Source organism: Variovorax boronicumulans (assembly GCF_009811375.1).
In the GTDB taxonomy this organism is placed as follows: domain Bacteria; phylum Pseudomonadota; class Gammaproteobacteria; order Burkholderiales; family Burkholderiaceae_C; genus Variovorax; species Variovorax boronicumulans.
Map to the genome: position 1 here is coordinate 397,879 of NZ_BKDH01000003.1, position 17,924 is coordinate 415,802.

Sequence of the window (17,924 nt, forward strand, 5' to 3'; positions counted from 1 at the left end):
GCCTGTTCCCATGAAGATTTGCATCTACGGCGCCGGCGCGATCGGCGGATGGATCGGCGTCGGCCTCGCACAGGCAGGCCAGCGCCTGAACGTGGTGGCGCGCGGCGCCACGCTCGACGCGCTGCAGAAGGACGGCCTCTCGCTCATGCGCGGCGACGTGCGCACGCGCGTGCCGGTGAACGCGGTGGCCGACCCCGAGGCACTGGGCGTTCAAGACCTGGTGGTGATCGCCGTGAAGGCGCCCGCGCTGGCCGGCGTGGCCGAACGCATCGGGCCGCTGATCGGGCCCGACACGATCGTGCTGGTGGCCATGAACGGCGTGCCGTGGTGGTTCCTCGAAGGCGGCTTCGGCGGCGAGATCACGGGGCACCGGCTCGCGGCCGTCGACCCCGAGGGCGCCATTGCCAAGGCCATTCCGTCGCGCAACGTGATCGGCTGCGTGGTGCATGCCAGCTGCTCGCTCGACGGGCCGGGCGTGGTGCGGCACCACTTCGGCAACGGGCTGATCGTGGGCGAGCCTTCGGGCCAGGCGACGCCGCGCGTGCAGAAGCTGGTCGAGCTGCTGAAAAGCACGGGCATCGACACCACGCTGTCGCCGCAGATCCAGAAGGACGTGTGGTTCAAGCTGTGGGGCAACATGACGGTGAACCCGATCAGCGCGCTCACCGGTGCCACCACCGACCTGATCATGGGCGACGACTACGTGCGCGGATTCATCTCGGCGGTGATGCTCGAGGCCAAGGAGATCGGCCGGCGCATCGGCATCGAGATCACGCAGAGCCCCGAAGACCGGCACGCGGTGACGATGAAGCTCGGCGCGTTCAAGACCTCGATGCTGCAGGACGTGGAGGCGGGCCGTTCGGTCGAGCTCGACGCGCTCGTCACCGTGGTGCGCGAGCTGGGCGAGCTGACGGGCGTGGCCACGCCGTTCACCGATGCGCTGCTGGGGCTGGCGCGGCTGCGCACGCGGCAGCTCGGGTTGTACTGAGCGGCCTGCCGCTGGCTACCAGCGGTTTTCAGGCGCGGCGCCGATGGCCTCGATGCAACGGGCCACGATCTTCACGCGTTCCTCGCGCAGCCGCTGCCAGCCGTCGGCCTGCCACTGGGTCCAGGTCAGCGGCTCCGATTCGTAGCTGCAGCCGATCGGCGGGCGCATGAAGCCCGCGCGCCCCAGCGAGGCGCCGAACTTGAGCCGGAACAGTTCGTCCGAGCCCATCAGGTTTTCGTAGACGAGGTGCCACGACCCCGGGACCAGCGGCGAGTCGGCCTCTTTCGGCGTCTGGCGCGCGGCCTCGATCTCTTCAGGCGTCGAGCCGTCGGTCAGCGCGGTGGCGAGCGCGGTCTCGGTGCGGCGGCGGTAGATGTCGGTGGCGATCTTGCTCAGGGCCTCCTGCAGGTCGCTCATCGCCGGGTTGACGCTCACCGGGTCGTCGCGCAGCGCTTCGAGCGTGGTGCCGCCGAGGCCGTCCTTCGAGAAACCCTGCACGGCCGCACCGGTGCCGAGCACGGCGAACGCGACGTTCAACGCGACCTGGCCGGCCACGCGGCCCACCGTGTCTTCGCGCCGCACCACGCGCAGGTGATCGGCGCCGCTCTGCTGGGGCATGCGCAGGTAGCGCACGCGGGTTTGGGATGGGGGTGCGGCTGGGGTGGCTTCGGCGGGTGCCGAGGCTGCGGCCATGGGCGGTGCGGCCGCTTCGGTCTGGGCTTGTGCCGAGAAGCCGGCGATGGCCAGTGCCAGGCCGAGGGCATGCCGTGTGGCACGCGACGGCGTTCGTTTCTTCGTCGAATGGGTCATTGAACTGTTTTCCTCCGGCGCGGATTGTCTCCGGCGTGGCGGCTCGGTTCTATCGACGATGTTCAGGGCGTGTGCACAGGCCACCGGGTACTTCCCTCCGCGAATGTCCTCCGGCCTGCGGCCTCCCCCTTGATTTCGCTGCGGGAAGCACCCAGTGTCCTGCGCACGGGACACGCTGCGGGTGCTCGCCGATCAACGACCACTGCTGATGACGCTCACGCCGATGCGGTGCCTTGCGCAGCGAAATCAAGGAGGAGGGGCGAAGCCCCGGGGGACATTCGCGGAGCAAGGTACCGCGTCGGCGGGAGCGTCGCCCTGAATGTCAGGCGCTCAGTTCAACCCGCCAACCCGACGTACACGTTCTGCACGTCGTCGTTCGCATCGATCGCGGCAAGAAACGCCTCGACCTCTTCCAGGTCCGCCGCACTCAGGCTCGCCGGATCGACCGGGTTCTTCGGCCGGTAGCCCAGCTTGGCCGACAGCACGGTGAAGCCCTGGACCGGGAGCGCGCGGCTCACCAGGTCGAGGTCGGCGGGCTCGGTCAGGAACAGGGTGGTGCCGTCTTCGGCGCCCGGCTCGAAGTCTTGCGCGCCGGCTTCGATGGCGGCCACTTCGGCGTCGGCGTCCTTGCTGGCGGGCTCGGCTTCGATCATGCCGAGGTGGTCGAAGTCCCAGGAGACCGAGCCGGAGGTGCCGAGCTGGCCCTTGCGGAAGAGCACGCGCATTTCAGGTGCGGTGCGGTTCACGTTGTCGGTCAGGCACTCGACCATCACGGCCACGCGGTGCGGGGCGAAGCCCTCGTACATGACGTGGTCGAAGTGCACCGCCTCGCCCGTGAGGCCGGCGCCCTTCTTGGTGGCGCGGTCGAGCGTGTCCTTCGGCATCGAGACCTTGCGGGCCTGCTCGACGACCAGCCGCAGCCGCGCGTTCGAGGCCGGGTCGGGGCCGTTGCGCGCGGCCATCATGATTTCCTTGGCCAGCTTGCCGAACAGCCGGCCCTTGGCATTCGCGGCCACGTCCTTGTGCTTGGCTTTCCATTGCGCGCCCATGTCTGCATTCCTTGGTGTTGTGGGGGGCGGCGAAACGCCGCAGCCCCCGAGGATGCCACGAGCCGGGGGCCGCGCCCAGCCGGCCCCCTTCCGCCGTCAGGGCCGCCCCGTCTGCTCGCCCCCCTCCGGCACCAGGCTCACCCACAGGGCGGCGCCCACGATCAGCAGGCCGCCGGCCCAGCCCCAGGCGCCGATGCGCTCGCCCAGCCCGAGCGCCGCGATGGCCGCGCCGAACACCGGCTCGCTGCCCATGAGCAGCGACACCCGGCTCGGGCTGCTGCGCGAGGCCGCATGGTTCTGGGCGAAAAAGGCGAACACGGTGCACAGCAGCACGAGGTAGGCCATGCCCCACCAGAAGCCGGCCGTGGCGGGCGGCAGGTGCCAGGCGCGCCCGCCCGATGCGGCCACCAGCGACAGCGCCGCCGCGCCCAGCGCCATCACGCCCGACTGCACGGCCGTCAGCGTGAGCGCCGGCAGGTTGTGGCGGCCGGCCAGGCGGCGCGTGAGGCACACCATGACGGCGCGCAGGACGGCAGCGGCCAGCATGAGGGCGTCGCCCCACCCCATCGACAGGTCGGCGAGCGAGGGCGCCGACAGCAGGGCCGCGCCCACGGCCGAGAGCCCGGCCGCCCAGAACACGCGCCGCGCGGGCCGCCGGCCCAGCAGCCACCATTCGACGAACGGCGTGATCGCCACGCACAGGCTGATGAGAAAGGCGGCGTTGCTCGCCAGGGTCAGCGAGACACCGAAGGTCTCGCACAGGAAGATGGCGAGCAGGTTGGCGCCCAGCAGGCCGCCCACGGCGAGCCCTTGGCGCCACTGCGGGTCGCGCCACAGCGGCCGCAGCGCAGGCAGCAGCACGAGAAAGGTGAGGCCGAAGCGCAGCGCGACGAACTCGAGCACGGGCAGCTGCTGCGTCGCCTGCTTGGCCACGGCGTAGCTGCCGCCCCAGACCGCCGCCACGAGCAGCAGCATGAGTTCGGCCGGGCCGAAGCCGGCCGTCCACGACCCGCGCCCCGCCGGGACCGCACCTTGCAACGCCTTTGAATCCATACTGTCTGCCCGCGGCCCGGGGCGCCTGAAAGAAGAAGAGAAGGCGCATTGTTCCGGGCGGCACCAGGGCCGCACAGCCGTCGGCCGGAACAGGACTCTTGCGTGGTCGGAACGAATTCATTTCTCAAGGTGCTGCCCGAGATGGTGACCTTCGTGCGGGTCGCCGAACGGGGCAGCTTCTCGGCCGCCGCCGACCTGCTGGGCATCACGCCCTCGGCCGCGAGCCGGCAGGTGAAGCGGCTCGAACAGGAGATCGGCGTGCAGCTGCTGCAGCGCACCACGCGCCAGCTGCGGCTCACGGAGCCCGGCGCCGAGGCTTTTGCGCGCTGCCGCGAGCTGGTGGCGGCGGCGCAGGGCGCGATGGACATCGGCGCGCAGTTCGCGCGCACGCCGGCCGGCCGGGTGCGCCTGAGCGCGCCGAAGGCCTTTGCGCGGCGCGTGCTGCACCCGCACCTGCTCGACTTCCTGCGCGCCTATCCGGAAGTGGACGTGCAGCTGATCGTGGCCGACCGCGACATCGATCCGATCCGCGAAGGCGTCGACCTCGTGGTGCGGCTGACCAAGGCGCCGCCCGAGGGGCTGGTGGCGCGGCAGCTGATGGCGGTCGAGCACATCCTGTGCGCCACGCCGGCCTACCTGGCGCGCCACGGCGCCATCGCGCACCCGCACGACCTGCGCGCGCACAGCTGCCTGTCGCTGGGCGAGCACGAGCGCGACAACCACTGGCGCTTTCGAAAAGACGGTGAAGACGAGGTCGAGGTGGTGGTGGACGGCCGCTATGTCTGCAACCACAGCGAGATGCGGCTCGACGGCGCGCTCGCGGACCTGGGCGTGGCTTGCGTGCCGGCCTTCACGGCGCGCGAGGCGCTGGACGACGGCCGCGTGGTGCGCGTGCTGCCCGACTGGGCGCTGCAGGGCGCCTACCAGGGGCACGCGTGGCTGATGTACCCGCCCAGCCGCTACCTGCCACCCAAGTGCCGGGTGCTGGTCGAGCACCTGCTCAGCGCGGTGCCTTCCCCGTGAGCACGCGCACGGCTTCGGGCAGCGAGTGGACCTGCGGCATGAAGTGGTCGATGAGCGCGCCCAGCGCCACCGCGCAGACCACGGCGCCCAGCAGCGGCTTCCAGGTGAGCCGCACCGCCGCCATGAGCCAGCCTTCGCGCGCCACGCGCACGGCGGCGCGGGCCGACACGTAGGAGAAGGCGACCTCGATCGCCACGGCCAGCAGCGCGTCCCAGCTGAAGTACAGCAGCACGAGCGAGCCCGCGCCGAGCACGACGGCCACGCACAGCAGGAAGATGGCGAGCACCGGCACGACGATGATCGCGCCTTCGTCGGCGCTGCCCGCGGCGTCGAGCGCGCCGCTGGCGACATCGGAGAGCCCACTGCCGCCGTCGGTGGCGTCGGTCGCGCCCCCGTGATCGTCCGAGCCGTCGGAGCGAATATCCAGGTCCTCATCGGGCGGCTCGAACTCGGTGCGCCGCTCCACCAGCCGCTGCGCCCACCAGCGCAGCACGCACAGGTACCCGACGTAGCCCACGCCGAGCGTGACGAGGTAGCGCACGGCCAGCGACTCGACGTGCAGCAGGTGCATCTGCAGCGCCGACACGCCCCACATCAGCAGCAAGGTGAAAGTGCCGATCAGCAGGCCGTGCGTGCGCAGGCTGTGGTCGCGGTGCAGGTCGCGTTCGACCTGGGTTTCCCACAGGCGCACGGAGCGCCAGTTGGAAAGAACCTTCACGTCATTCGTCGGCAGGTGCGAAGGGCACCCGCGGCGCGACCGCGCACATGAGTTCGTAGCCGACGGTGCCGGCGGCCTGGGCCACCTCGTCGATGGGCAGCACCGCGCCGGTCAGGGCCGAGCGGCCCCACAGCGTGACCTCGGCGCCGAAGGCGGCGTCGGGCACGGGCGTGAGGTCGACGGTGATCATGTCCATGCTCACGCGGCCCACCATGCGGGTGCGCACGCCGTTCACCAGCACCGGGGTGCCGGTGTCGCAATGGCGCGGGTAGCCGTCGGCATAGCCGACCGCCGCGATGCCGATGGTGAGCGGGCCCTCGGCCGCGAAGCGCGAGCCGTAGCCGATGGTGTCGCCGGCCTTCAGCGTCTGCACCGAGATGAGCCGGGTCGACAGCGTCATGGTCGGCTGCAGCTGCCAGTGCGCCGCGTCGTGCTCGGGGAAGTCGGGGGCGCTGCCGTACAGCACGATGCCGGGGCGCACCCAGTCGCCGCGCGTGCGCGGCGCGTGGCGCAGCGTGGCGGCGCTGTTGGCAATGGAGCGCTCGCCGGGCAGGTCGCGCGTGGCGCGCTCGAACACCTCGAGCTGATGCTCGATGCCGCGCGGGCCGTCGGCGTCGCTGAAGTGCGTCATGAGCGAGATCTCGTCGACCTGCGGGAGCGCGTTCAGGCGCGTCCAGGCCGAGCCGAAGCGCTCGGGCGAGAAGCCCAGGCGGTTCATGCCGGAGTTCATCTTCAGGAACACGCGCTGCGGCTTGAGGGTCTTGTGGGCCGCGAGCATGTCGATCTGCTCGTCGCAGTGCACCGAATGCCAGAGGTCGAGGCGCGAGCACAGCTCCAGGTCGCGCGCGTCGAACACGCCTTCGAGCAGCAGCACCGGGCCGCGCCAGCCCAGCGCGCGCACGCGCTCGGCCTCGGCCAGGTCGAGCAGCGCGAACCCGTCGGCGCCGCGCAGGCCCTCGAAGACACGCTCGATGCCGTGCCCGTAGGCGTTGGCCTTGACCACGGCCCAGACACGGGCGTCGACGGCCGAGCGGCGGGCGCGGTCGAGGTTGTGGCGCAGGGCGGCGGTGTGGACGGTGGCGAGAATGGGGCGCGGCATGGCGGGTGTTGGGGTGGTTTCAGACCACGTTTTAGCATCTTCGGGAATGGGGTCGAATCCCGTGGGGATGCCTGAATTCGCGTCGTACCCCCATGCTATAACCGCCCATTCGCGCCTGACGCGACACTTTTTCACTACCGCCAGCAGACCCTCTGGCCAGCCAGCCCATCGATGAAGCGCGGTTTTTACACGATCATGTCGGCCCAGTTCTTTTCGTCGCTGGCCGACCAAGCGCTTTTCGTCGTTGCCGTCGATCTCATGCGAAGTTCGGGCGCTCCCGAATGGCAGCGGGCCGCCCTGGTGCCGATCTTCGCGGTCTTCTATGTGGTGCTGGCCCCGCTGGTGGGCGCCTTTGCCGACGCGCTGCCCAAGGGCAAGGTGATGTTCATCAGCAACGCGATCAAGGTCGTGGGCTGCCTGATGATGCTGTTCGGCTCGCACCCGCTGCTGTCGTATTCCATCGTGGGCCTGGGCGCCGCGGCCTACTCGCCGGCCAAGTACGGCATCCTGACCGAGCTGCTGCCGTCGTCGCAGCTGGTCAAGGCCAACGGCTGGATCGAAGGGCTGACCATCGCCTCGATCCTGCTGGGCATCGTGCTCGGCGGCATGCTGGTGGGCCATGCAGTGTCCAGCCAGCTGCTGCTGATCGACCTGCCGTTCATCGACACCGGCATCGACTCGCCGGCCGAAGCCGCCATTGCGGTGCTGATCTTCGTCTACGTGCTCGCGGCCTGGTTCAACACCCGCATCCCGCACACCGGCGTCGAGATGCGCCCGCTGCGCTCCAACCCCGAGCAGAGCATGGTGCGCAACCTGGCCGGCCTGCTGCCCGACTTCTGGCATTGCAACGCCCGCCTGTGGCGCGACCGGCTGGGCCAGATCTCGCTGGCGACCACCACGCTGTTCTGGGGCGCGGGCGGCAACCTCAAGTACATCGTGCTGGCCTGGGCCGCCGTGGCGCTCGAATACAACACCACCCAGGCCTCGGCGCTGACCGGCGTGGTGACCATCGGCACCGCGGTGGGCGCCATCGTGGCCTCGATGTACATGCGGCTGGACATGGCCACGCGCGTGATCCCCATGGGCATCGCGATGGGCCTGATGGTGATCTGCATGAACTTCATCGGCAACGTCTGGCTGGCAGTGCCGTTCCTGATCATCCTGGGCGGCCTGGGCGGCTTCCTGGTGGTGCCGATGAATGCGCTGCTGCAGCACCGCGGCCACAACCTGATGGGCGCGGGCCGCTCCATTGCCGTGCAGAACTTCAACGAGCAGGCCTGCATTCTTCTGCTGGGCGGCTTCTACAGCGTGTGCACGGGCCTGGGCCTGTCGGCCTACGGTGCGATCAGCGCCTTCGGCCTCGTGGTGGCCGGCTGCATGTGGATCATCAAGCGCTGGCACGAGAACAACCTCAAGAAGTATCCTGAGGAAGTCGAGCACCTCCTCGCGATCGCCCGCAGCGACAAGCACCACTGATTTCGCGCGACCGCGTTGGTGCAATGGCCGGCGCGCCGAGCGCCCCCCCTCCAACGCCCCATGCCCGCCCTCGCCCTGATGTTCAACGCCTTCGTGTGGGGCGTGTCCTGGATTCCGTTCCGCCAGATCGCCAGCCACGGCCTGCATCCGCTGTGGACCACCTGCCTGATCTACCTCGTCATCGCCACGGCCATGGGCCTCGTGCGCCGGCACGCCTGGAAGGCCTTTGCCGCGTTCCCGATGCTGGTGGCGCTGGGCCTGGCGGCGGGCTTCACCAACGTGGGTTTCAACTGGGCCGTGACGCAGGGCGACGTGGTGCGCGTGGTGCTGCTGTTCTATCTGATGCCGCTGTGGAGCGTGCTGCTGGCCTGGCTGCTGCTGGGCGAGCGGCCCACGGGCGGCGCGCTGATGCGCGTGGCGCTGGCGCTCACCGGCGTGGTGGTGGTGCTGAAGGCGCCGGGCACCGACTGGCCGGTGCCCTCGAGCCTGCCCGACTGGCTGGGCGTGGCGGCGGGCTTCGGCTTTGCCGTGACCAACATCGTGCTGCGCCACCTGCGGCATGCGCCGGGCGAGTCGCGCGCGCTGGCGATGTTCTGGGGCTGTACCGTGGTGGCGGGCGTCGGCGCGGTGAGCGGCACCGCGTTCGGCGGCATCGATTCACCGCTGCTCGCCTCGCCGGGCTGGCTGGGCTGGGCCGCGCTGCTGGGCACGGGCTTCATCGTCGCCAACGTGTGCCTGCAGTACGGCGCGCCCAAGCTGGCGGCCAGCGCGACCTCGGTGATCATGCTGTCGGAAGTGCTGTTCGCCAGCGTCTCGTCGGTGGCGCTGGGCGCGTCCACCATGAACTCGCGCATCCTCGTCGGCGGCGCGCTGATCGTGCTGGGCGCGGTGTGGTCGGCGTTTGCGCGAACCCCGCCCGCGCGCGATGATGGCGTTTCCGCGTCCACCTGAGGAGCTCTCTCCATGACCAGCGTCTACGACTTCCAGGCCACCCGCATCGACGGCAAGCCGGTGAAGCTCTCGACCTTCCGCGGCAAGGTGCTGCTGATCGTCAACACGGCGAGCAATTGCGGCTTCACGCCGCAGTTCGAAGGCCTGGAAGCGCTGCACGAAAAGTACGCCGGCCAGGGCCTCGCGGTGCTGGGCTTTCCCTCCAACCAGTTCGGCGGCCAGGACCCGGGCACCAACGAGGAAATCGGCGCCTTCTGCATGACCAACTACGGCGTGAGCTTCCCGATGATGGAGAAGATCGACGTCAACGGCAGCAACGCGCTGCCGCTGTACCAGTGGCTCACCAAGGAAAAGCCGGGCCTGCTGGGCAGCACGGCCATCAAGTGGAACTTCACCAAGTTCCTGGTCGGGCGCGACGGCGCGGTGCTCAAGCGCTATGCGCCGCTGGACACGCCGGCCTCGCTCACGCGCGACATCGAGGCGGCGCTGGCCGCTGGCTGAAGTTCAGAAGCGGAAGTCGGCGCTCTTCGGCGCGCCGCCGACCGTCACGGTCTGGCTCCTGGTTTCGCCCGTCGACGTGCTCACGTCGATCACGTAACGCCCCGCCGGCAGGTCGATGAGGCACACCGGGCCGGTGGCGGTGAAGGCCATGGCGGCGGACGAGTTCGCGTCGCCGCCCTTGATCGCGACATTCAGGTTGGCCAGGTAGGCGCCGTCGGCGCGCGCGAACAGCAGCGACAGCGGATGGTTCTTCATGGCGGCGCGCATGGCGTTCGACTCGTCGGAGCCGATGCCGCCGCACACATAGCGCGTGGTGCCGATGCCCTGCCAGGGCGGCAGGGCCGAGGGCGGCTGCTGCGCCTGCGCGGCGACGGTGCCTGCGATGCAGGCGGCGGCCAGCAATGCGCGGCGCAGCGGAAAAGCAGAAGCGAAAGACATGGCACGAACTCCTTGCAGCGTCTTCGGTTCGCCATGATGCGCCCCGAACGCGCGGTGCGCACGTCGGACGGCAGCGTGCCCTGCCGTGCGCGCGCGCCCTACCCTGCGGGCGGCTGCAGCGCCGCGTCGAGCAGCTCGACCCAGTGCCGCACGGGCGTGTCGCCGCTGCCGCTTTGCAGGTGCGTGATGCAGCCGATGTTGGCCGAGGCGATGGTCGTGGGCTGCAGCTGCTTCAGGTGGCCGAGCTTGCGGTCGCGCAGCGGGTAGGCCAGCTCGGGCTGCAGCACCGAGTAGGTGCCGGCCGAGCCGCAGCACAGGTGCGATTCGTTCATCGCCACGCGCACGTCGAAGCCGAGCGCGCGCAGGTGCGTCTCGACGCCGCCGCGCAGCTTCTGGCCGTGCTGCAGCGTGCAGGGCGGGTGGTAGGCGACCACGCCTTCGGGCGCGCGCACGCGGCCCTGCAGCGCGGGCACGAGCTCGGGCAGCAGCTCGCTCAGGTCGCGCGTGAGGGCGCTGATGCGCGCGGCCTTGGCGGCATAGGCCGCGTCGTGCTGCAGCAGGTGGCCGTACTCGCGCACGGTGACGCCGCAGCCCGAGGCGTTCATCACGATCGCCTCGACCTCGTTGCGTTCGACGAAGGGCCACCACGCATCGATGTTGGCGCGCATCTGCGCCTTGCCGCCCTCCTGGTCGTTGAGGTGGAACTTCACGGCGCCGCAGCAGCCTGCCTTGGGCGCCATCACGGCCTGGATGCCGGCCGCGTCGAGCACGCGCGCGGTGGCGCTGTTGATGTTGGGCGCCATCGACGGCTGCACGCAGCCCGCGAGCATCAGCACCTTGCGCGCATGCGTGGCGGTGGGCCAGCGGCCGGCGTCCTGCTTCGCGGGCACCTTGGCCTTCAGTGCTTCGGGCAGCAGGCCGCGCACCGACTGGCCCAGCGCCATCGCGGGGCCGAACAGCGGCGACGGCAGCGCTTCCTTCAGCAGCCAGCGCGTAGCCGACTCCATCGCGGGGCGCGGCACTTTTTCGTCGACGATCTTGCGGCCGATGTCGACCAGGTTCCCGTACTGCACGCCGCTCGGGCAGGTGCTTTCGCAGTTGCGGCAGGTGAGGCAGCGATCGAGGTGCAGCTGCGTGCTGCGCGTGGGCGCGTGGCCTTCGAGCACCTGCTTGATGAGGTAGATGCGCCCGCGCGGCCCGTCGAGCTCGTCGCCGAGCAGCTGGTAGGTCGGGCAGGTGGCGGTGCAGAAGCCGCAGTGCACGCACTTGCGCAGGATGGCTTCGGCTTCGCGGCCCGCGTCGGTGTCGCGGAATTCGGGGGCTAGTTCGGTTTGCATCGCGGGGGTGTCGTTTCTTTTCTTATTGGTCGCCTGCGAAGAGCCGGCCGCGGTCGAAGACCCCGTGCGGATCGAACTCCTGCATCAGCGCGCGATGGATGCGTGCCACCGGCGCGCTCAGCACGTCGAAGCGCGGCACCTGGCAGTCCGCCGCTTGCGCCGCGGGCACGCGGAACAGCGTGGCATGGCCACCCGCTGCACACGCGGCCTCGCGCAGGCGCGCGGCCTGCGCCGGCGGCGCGAGGTACCAGCGCTGCCCGCCGTGCCATTCGACCAGCGGCGCTGCGCAGCCGTCGATGGCGATCACCGGCGCGGTCTGCGGCACCGAGAGGCGCCACAGCGCCAGCGACCCGGCTTCGTCGACCGCGAACCACGGCATGCGCTGGTCGCGCAGCGCGGCCCAGCCGGCGGCCGCGCGCACCGGGTCCTGGCGTTCGCCGCCGAGCTGCGCGCAAGCGGCTTCGACGGCCGCCACGGCGCCGCGCAGCCGCAGGCGCAGCACGCCCGCGCCGGGCGCGTGTTCGAACCAGCTGCTCGCGTTCAGCGGCAACGGGCGCCCGCCCCATTCATTGAGCAAGCGCAGCGCATCGGCCTGGCTGCAGGCGAAGGCGAGCGTGGCCTCGGCGGGCGCCACGGGCAGCACCTTGAGACTCACTTCGGCGATCACGCCCAGCGTGCCGAGCGAACCGGCCAGCACGCGCGAGACGTCGTAGCCCGCGACGTTCTTCATCACCTGGCCGCCGAAGCTCAGCACCTCGGCGCGGCCATTGATGAGCGTGGTGCCGAGCACGTAGTCGCGCACCGCGCCCACGCTGGCGCGCGACGGGCCGCTGAGGCCGGCGGCGACCATGCCGCCCACCGTGCCGCCGGCATCGAAGCACGGCGGCTCGAAGGGCAGGCACTGGCCTTGTTCGGCGAGCGCGGCTTCGAGTTCGGCCAGCGGCGTGCCGGCGCGCACGGTGACGACCAGTTCGCTGGGTTCGTAGCTCGTGATGCCGGCGAGCGCGCTCAGGTCGAGCAGCTCGCCGCGCGGCGGCTGGCCGTAGAAATCCTTGGTGCCACCGCCGCGCAGGCGCAGCGATGTGGCATCGGCCGCGGCGGCGCTCACGCGCTCGACGACCTGCTGGAGGGCGGTATCCGTGTTCATGAAGCTCTCAGAATCTCGGCAGGTCGGGATGCGCCAGCCGGCCGCCGCGCACCACTTCCTTGCCGTACTCGGCGCAGCGCTGCAGCGTGGGAATCACCTTGCCGGGGTTGAGCAGCCCGGCGGGGTCGAAGGCGCGCTTGATGCCGAACATCTGCTCGTTCTCGGCCGCGGTGAACTGCACGCACATGCTGTTGAGTTTTTCGACACCCACGCCGTGCTCGCCCGAGACGGTGCCGCCCATGGCGACGCTGGTCTCGAGGATGTCGGCGCCGAACAGCTCGCAGCGGTGCAGCTCGTCGGGGTCGTTGGCGTCGAACAGCACCAGCGGATGCAGGTTGCCGTCGCCCGCGTGGAACACGTTGCAGCAGCGCAGGTTGTACTTCTTCTCCATCTCCTGGATCGCCAGCAGGATGTCGGCGAGCCGCTTGCGCGGGATGGTCGAGTCCAGGCACATGTAGTCGGGGCTGATGCGGCCCGACGCCGGAAAGGCGTTCTTGCGGCCGCTCCAGAACTTCATGCGCTCGTCTTCGCTGGTGCTCACGGCGATGGCGGTGGCGCCGCAGCCGCGCAGCACGTCGGTCATGCGGCCGATTTCTTCTTCGACCTCTTCCGGCGTGCCGTCCGACTCGCACAGCAGGATGGCGGCGGCGTCGAGGTCGTAGCCCGCGTGCACGAAGTCTTCGACGGCGGCGGTCATGGGCTTGTCCATCATCTCCAGGCCGGCCGGGATGATGCCCGCCGCAATCACGGCCGCGACCGCGTCGCCGGCTTTGCGCACGTCGTCGAAGCTGGCCATGATGCAGCGCGCCAGCTGCGGCTTGGGCACGAGCTTGACCGTGACCTCGGTGGTCACGGCCAGCATGCCTTCGCTGCCGATGGCCAGCGCGAGCAGGTCGAGCCCCGGCGCATCGAGCGCCTCGCCGCCGAACTCGATCGCTTCGCCCTCGGCCGTGAAGCCGCGCACGCGCAGCACGTTGTGCAGCGTGAGGCCGTACTTCAGGCAGTGCACGCCGCCCGAGTTCTCGGCCACGTTGCCGCCGATGGTGCAGGCGATCTGGCTCGACGGGTCGGGCGCGTAATAGAGGTTGAAAGGCGCGGCGGCTTCGCTGATGGCGAGGTTGCGCACGCCGCACTGCACGACGGCCGTGCGGCTCACGGGGTCGACCTTCAGGATGCGGTTGAACTTGGCCAGCGACAGCGTCACGCCCAGCGCGTGCGGCATGGCGCCGCCCGAGAGTCCGGTGCCGGCGCCGCGCGCCACCACGGGCACGGCCAGCGCATGGCAGGCGCGCAGCACGGCGGCCACCTGCGCCTCGGTCTCGGGCAGGGCCACCACCAGCGGGCGCTGGCGGTAGGCCGTGAGGCCGTCGCACTCGTAGGGCGTGGTGTCTTCGGCGTGCCAGATGAGCGCATGCGCGGGCAGGTGCGCCTGCAGCGCCCGCACCACCTGCGCCTGGCGCTCCGCCTTCGACAGCTGCGCGTGCTGGTCGGTCGTGACGGGAGCATTCATGGCGGGAACAACTTTCAGCGGACGACCATCAGGGTGAATGGCCACACATAGGCCTGCAGCGTCACGTACAGGCCGACCAGCGAGGCCAGCGCGATCGAGTGGAAGAACACGTAGCGCAGGATGTCGCCTTCGTGATTGAACCACCGCGTGGCGGTGGAGGCCACCACGATCGACTGGGCGTCGATCATCTTACCCATCACGCCGCCCGAGCTGTTGGCCGCGCCCATGAGGTTGGGCGCCAGGCCGAGCTGGTCGGCCGCGACCTTCTGCATGCCGCCGAACAGCACGTTCGACGCGGTGTCGGAGCCCGTCATGGCCACGCCGATCCAGCCCATGAGCGTGCCGAAGAAGGGATAGAACACGCCGGTGTTGGCGAAGGCCAGGCCCAGCGTGGTGTCGGTGCCCGAGTAGCGCGTGAGCGTGCCCAGCGCGAGCATCAGCACGATGGTCATGAGCGAGTAGCGCACCATCCAGAGCGTGCGCACGAAGGTGCGCACGATCTCGATCGGGTTGTACTTCATGAACAGCGCGCTCACGATCGCCGACAGCAGGATGCCGGTGCCCGTGGCCGACAGCAGGTTCAGCACGTACACCGCGCCTTCCTTGGTGGGCGCGGTGACCACCGGCGGCATCTTCTCGATCAGGTTGTGCAGCCCGCCCATCGGGAACGAGGGCGCGAAGACGCCGTTGAGCGCGGTCTTCACCGCCGGCAGGCCCCAGATGAAGACGAACACCGAGAGGATCACCCAGGGCATCCATGCGCGCACCAGCGCTTCGCGGCTGTGCACGACGATGGCCGCCGGCGGCTTGGCCTCGTGCGCGCTCACGTCCTTGCCGCGCAGCGAGGGCGAGCGCCACACGTTCTTGGGCTGCCACACGCGCAGGAACAGCACCAGGCTGGCCATCGACACGATGGCCGCGATGATGTCGACCAGCTCGGGGCCGATGAAGTTCGACACCAGGTACTGCGGCACCGCGAACGACACCCCCGTGACCAGAATGGCCGGCCACACCTCCATCATCGCCTTGCGTCCGGCGAAGGCCCACACCAGCCAGAACGGCACCAGCAGCGAGAAGAACGGCAGCTGCCGCCCGATCATCGCGGTGACTTCCATCAGGTCGTAGCCGTGCACCTTGGCCAGCGTGATCACCGGCGTGCCGAGCGCGCCGAAAGCGACCGGCGCGGTGTTGGCGATCAGCGAGAGGCCCGAGGCGGCCAGCGGCGAGAAGCCCAGCCCGATCAGGATGCCGGCCGTGACCGCCACCGGCGTGCCGAAGCCCGCCGCGCCCTCGAAGAACGCGCCGAAGCAGAAGGCGATCAGCAGCAGCTGGATGCGGCGGTCTTCGGTGATGCCCGAGAGCGAGTCCTGCAGCACCTTGAAGCTGCCGTTCTGTTCGGCCAGCTGCTGCAGGAAGATGATGTTCAGCACGATCCAGCCGATCGGCAGCAGGCCCGTGAAGCCGCCGAAGAGCGCGGCGCGCCCGGCCATTTCGGCCGGCATGCCGTAGGCGAACACGGCGACGGCCAGGGCCGCCAGCAGGCCGAGGCCGGCGGCGATGTGGGCCTTGATGTGAAAGAAGCCGAGGCACGCAAGCATCACCACCACCGGGATCGCGGCGAGCGCTGTGGAAATGATCATGTTGCCGAACGGGTCGTAGATCTGCTGCCAGGTCATGCGTTGTCTCCGGGGAGGCTGTTGTTGTGCCCCGCACTCTAGGGAGAAGCGCGCCGTCCGGATTGAAGGTTTTTTGCCCGGACCTTGATAAAAATTTGTCGGGCCGGCGTGTCGGTCAGTGCAGCGTCTGAACGATCCAGTCGACGAAGGCCGCGCACTCCCAGCGCTCCAGCGTGCCCGGCTGCCAGCAGATGTAGTGGCGGTGCGGCGAGGGCACGGGCCGTTCCGACAGCGCCACCAGCCGGCCCGATTCGAACCAGGCGGCGCCCAGTTTCTGTCGCACCAGCGCCACGCCGAAGCCGCTGGCGGCCGCGTCGTAGACCAGGCCCAGGTCGTTGAACTGCGCGCCCAGGTGCGGCTCGGGCTGGTCGATGCCGCAGCTCGCGAACCAGGTGCCCCAGGGCTCGAGCGGGCTGCGGATCAGCCGCGCGCTGGCGATCTCGGCCGCGGTGCGAAAGCCGTCGAAGGGCCCGAACTCGTTCAGGTAGCTCGGGCTGCAGGCGGGCACCACGTCCTCGGCGATGAGCAGGCGGTGCTCGCAGTCCGCGTACGCGCCGATGCCGTAGCGCACCTGCAGGTCGGTCTGCTCGGCCGTGACGTCGAGCAGCGGGATCGACACATGCAGCGCCAGCTCGATGTCGGGGTAGATGTTGCGAAAGAGCTCCAGCCGCGGCATCAAAAACTGGCGGCTGAAGGTGGGCGTGACCGCCACGCTCAGGCGCGGCGCGCGCAGCGCCGCGTCACGGCTGCCGGGCGTGGCCTGCTGCAGCGCGGCCAGGCCGACGCGCACGTTCGCCAGGTAGGCCGCGCCGTCGGCCGTGAGGCTGAAGTCGCTGCGCCCGAAGAGCTTGAAGCCCACGTGCGCCTCGAGCTGGCGGATGCGGTGGCTCACGGCGCTGGCCGTCACGCACAGCTCGTCGGCCGCGCGGCCCGCATGCCGCAGGCGCGCGACGGCCTCGAAGGTCAGCAGGCATTGGATCGGGGGGATGTGGTGCAGGGCCATCCTCGGCAGCGGCCCGACTCAGTCTTCGAAGAAATTCACCGGCAGGCCCGGCGTGTCGACGCGCATCGAGAGCACGGTGCCCGAGGCCGGGCGCTGCACCAGCTCGTCGGCCGGGCGGCCCTTGCGCCCGCTGGTGACGAACAGGGTGCGCAGGTCGTCGCCGCCGAAGCAGGGCATGGTCGGGCACTGCACGGGCACCGCGATGGCGGCCACGCGCTCGCCCGTGGGCGCAAAGCGCAGCAGCTGCGCGCCTTCGAACATCGCGACCCAGTAGTGGCCGGCGGCGTCGACGGTGGCGCCGTCGGGGCGGCCGTCGTAGTGCGTGGGCGTGCTGGGTACCCAGCCCGCGGGCTTGGGATCGAACTGCTGGAACACGCGCGCATGCGACAGCGTGTTGGCCTCGGCGTCCCAGTCCCAGGCGCGCACCACGTGCGCGGCGGTGTCGGCCCAGTACAGGGTGCGGTTGTCGGGCGAGAACGCCAGGCCGTTGGCGGTGGTGACGTGTTCCAGCATCGACGTGATGGTGGGCGAGACGTCGCCCGGACGTGCGTCGAAGCAGTAGAGCGCGGCGTTGGCGCGGTCCTTGGCCTCGTTGAGCGAGCCGGCCCAGAAGCGGCCGAGCACGTCGCACTTGCCGTCGTTGAAGCGCATGGTGCGCACGTCGTGCTCCGCGCGCGCCATCGCGACGAGGCTGCCGCCCCACTCGCGGGCCCGGTAGATGCCGTCGCGCAGCGCGATCACGAGGCCGCCCGTGCGTGCCGGCGCCATGCAGCCGGGCTCGGTGGGCAGCGCCCATCGCTCGACCGTGGCCGTGGGCGAACCGATCTCGCCGCGCGTGCGCAGCACGGCACGGCCCGGGATGTCGAGCCAGTAGAGCGCGCGTTCGTGCGGATGCCAGAACGGCGATTCACCCAGCTCGCAGAGGCTGTCTTCGATGGAGGTCCACATGGTGGGGCGATTGTGCCCCCGGCCACGCGGGCCGCGGGCAAAAAAAAGCCCGCTGACGCCGAAGCGCTCGCGGGCTGAACATCCAAAGGAGACTCGCCTGAAAAAACCGGGAGTGGTTGTTCTTCTTTGTATCGAAAAGGGGGGTGGTGGTCTTTGAAGCGCGGGGGCCGGCGCCGTGCCGGGCCACCCGCTGTCTG

General features: G+C 70.1%; 17 protein-coding genes. 5 read left to right on the forward strand and 12 right to left on the reverse strand.

What is annotated here, in order from left to right:
* Nucleotides 1-10 precede the first annotated feature (10 nt).
* Nucleotides 11-988 carry a 2-dehydropantoate 2-reductase gene (locus VHAB30_RS24535; RefSeq protein ID WP_095949818.1) on the forward strand — a complete coding sequence of 326 codons (978 nt, stop codon included), beginning with the start codon at nucleotides 11-13 and terminating at the stop codon, nucleotides 986-988.
* Nucleotides 989-1,003: 15 nt separating this feature from the next.
* On the opposite strand, the gene VHAB30_RS24540 is transcribed toward VHAB30_RS24535, so the two are convergent.
* The 3 genes from VHAB30_RS24540 to VHAB30_RS24550 form a co-directional block, all read right to left on the reverse strand.
* Nucleotides 1,004-1,798: a hypothetical protein gene (locus tag VHAB30_RS24540; protein WP_159278886.1), complete on the reverse strand. Its 795-nt coding sequence runs from the start codon at nucleotides 1,796-1,798 to the stop codon at nucleotides 1,004-1,006.
* A 335-nt stretch (nucleotides 1,799-2,133) separates the two neighbouring features.
* Nucleotides 2,134-2,847, reverse strand: coding sequence for a YebC/PmpR family DNA-binding transcriptional regulator (locus VHAB30_RS24545; RefSeq protein WP_159278887.1), 714 nt, complete (start codon nucleotides 2,845-2,847; stop codon nucleotides 2,134-2,136).
* A 96-nt stretch (nucleotides 2,848-2,943) separates the two neighbouring features.
* Nucleotides 2,944-3,900 (reverse strand): DMT family transporter, encoded by a 957-nt coding sequence (locus tag VHAB30_RS24550; RefSeq protein ID WP_159278888.1) that lies wholly within the window; start codon nucleotides 3,898-3,900, stop codon nucleotides 2,944-2,946.
* A 141-nt stretch (nucleotides 3,901-4,041) separates the two neighbouring features.
* Here VHAB30_RS24550 and VHAB30_RS24555 point away from each other — a divergent pair, with 141 nt between their 5' ends.
* Nucleotides 4,042-4,923 (forward strand): LysR family transcriptional regulator, encoded by an 882-nt coding sequence (locus VHAB30_RS24555; RefSeq protein WP_159278945.1) that lies wholly within the window; start codon nucleotides 4,042-4,044, stop codon nucleotides 4,921-4,923.
* Here VHAB30_RS24555 and VHAB30_RS24560 read toward each other — a convergent pair.
* A complete protein-coding gene (locus VHAB30_RS24560) occupies nucleotides 4,901-5,641 on the reverse strand; it encodes a hypothetical protein (protein WP_159278889.1) in 741 nt (246 codons plus the stop codon). The genes VHAB30_RS24555 and VHAB30_RS24560 overlap by 23 nt on opposite strands.
* A 1-nt stretch (nucleotide 5,642) precedes the next feature.
* Complete coding sequence (gene alr, locus VHAB30_RS24565) at nucleotides 5,643-6,740, reverse strand: alanine racemase (RefSeq protein ID WP_070063521.1); 1,098 nt, start codon at nucleotides 6,738-6,740, stop codon at nucleotides 5,643-5,645.
* Nucleotides 6,741-6,911: 171 nt separating this feature from the next.
* Between alr and lplT the strand changes: the two genes are divergently transcribed.
* From lplT to VHAB30_RS24580, 3 genes are read left to right on the forward strand one after another with little or no spacing between them, the layout of a single operon-like run.
* Nucleotides 6,912-8,216: a lysophospholipid transporter LplT gene (gene lplT / locus VHAB30_RS24570; protein ID WP_062476894.1), complete on the forward strand. Its 1,305-nt coding sequence runs from the start codon at nucleotides 6,912-6,914 to the stop codon at nucleotides 8,214-8,216.
* A 60-nt stretch (nucleotides 8,217-8,276) separates the two neighbouring features.
* Nucleotides 8,277-9,167 (forward strand): DMT family transporter, encoded by an 891-nt coding sequence (locus VHAB30_RS24575; RefSeq protein WP_062476897.1) that lies wholly within the window; start codon nucleotides 8,277-8,279, stop codon nucleotides 9,165-9,167.
* Between the two features lie 12 nt (nucleotides 9,168-9,179).
* Entirely contained in the window at nucleotides 9,180-9,668 is a 489-nt protein-coding gene (locus VHAB30_RS24580) for a glutathione peroxidase (protein WP_070063522.1), read from the forward strand.
* A 3-nt stretch (nucleotides 9,669-9,671) separates the two neighbouring features.
* On the opposite strand, the gene VHAB30_RS24585 is transcribed toward VHAB30_RS24580, so the two are convergent.
* The 7 genes from VHAB30_RS24585 to VHAB30_RS24615 form a co-directional block, all read right to left on the reverse strand.
* Nucleotides 9,672-10,106 carry a carboxypeptidase regulatory-like domain-containing protein gene (locus VHAB30_RS24585; RefSeq protein ID WP_159278890.1) on the reverse strand — a complete coding sequence of 145 codons (435 nt, stop codon included), beginning with the start codon at nucleotides 10,104-10,106 and terminating at the stop codon, nucleotides 9,672-9,674.
* A 98-nt stretch (nucleotides 10,107-10,204) separates the two neighbouring features.
* Nucleotides 10,205-11,443, reverse strand: a complete 1,239-nt coding sequence (gene glcF / locus VHAB30_RS24590) for a glycolate oxidase subunit GlcF (protein ID WP_159278891.1) — start codon at nucleotides 11,441-11,443, stop codon at nucleotides 10,205-10,207.
* Nucleotides 11,444-11,465: 22 nt separating this feature from the next.
* Nucleotides 11,466-12,590, reverse strand: a complete 1,125-nt coding sequence (gene glcE, locus VHAB30_RS24595) for a glycolate oxidase subunit GlcE (protein WP_159278892.1) — start codon at nucleotides 12,588-12,590, stop codon at nucleotides 11,466-11,468.
* 7 nt (nucleotides 12,591-12,597) lie between these two features.
* Nucleotides 12,598-14,100, reverse strand: a complete 1,503-nt coding sequence (locus VHAB30_RS24600; RefSeq protein WP_159278893.1) for an FAD-linked oxidase C-terminal domain-containing protein — start codon at nucleotides 14,098-14,100, stop codon at nucleotides 12,598-12,600.
* A 14-nt stretch (nucleotides 14,101-14,114) separates the two neighbouring features.
* Complete coding sequence (locus VHAB30_RS24605; protein ID WP_159278894.1) at nucleotides 14,115-15,776, reverse strand: L-lactate permease; 1,662 nt, start codon at nucleotides 15,774-15,776, stop codon at nucleotides 14,115-14,117.
* A gap of 115 nt (nucleotides 15,777-15,891) precedes the next feature.
* On the reverse strand, nucleotides 15,892-16,779 hold the full coding sequence (locus VHAB30_RS24610) for a LysR substrate-binding domain-containing protein (RefSeq protein ID WP_062482020.1): 888 nt from the start codon (nucleotides 16,777-16,779) through the stop codon (nucleotides 15,892-15,894).
* An 18-nt stretch (nucleotides 16,780-16,797) separates the two neighbouring features.
* Nucleotides 16,798-17,727: an SMP-30/gluconolactonase/LRE family protein gene (locus VHAB30_RS24615; RefSeq protein ID WP_159278895.1), complete on the reverse strand. Its 930-nt coding sequence runs from the start codon at nucleotides 17,725-17,727 to the stop codon at nucleotides 16,798-16,800.
* Between the last annotated feature and the right edge of the window lie 197 nt (nucleotides 17,728-17,924).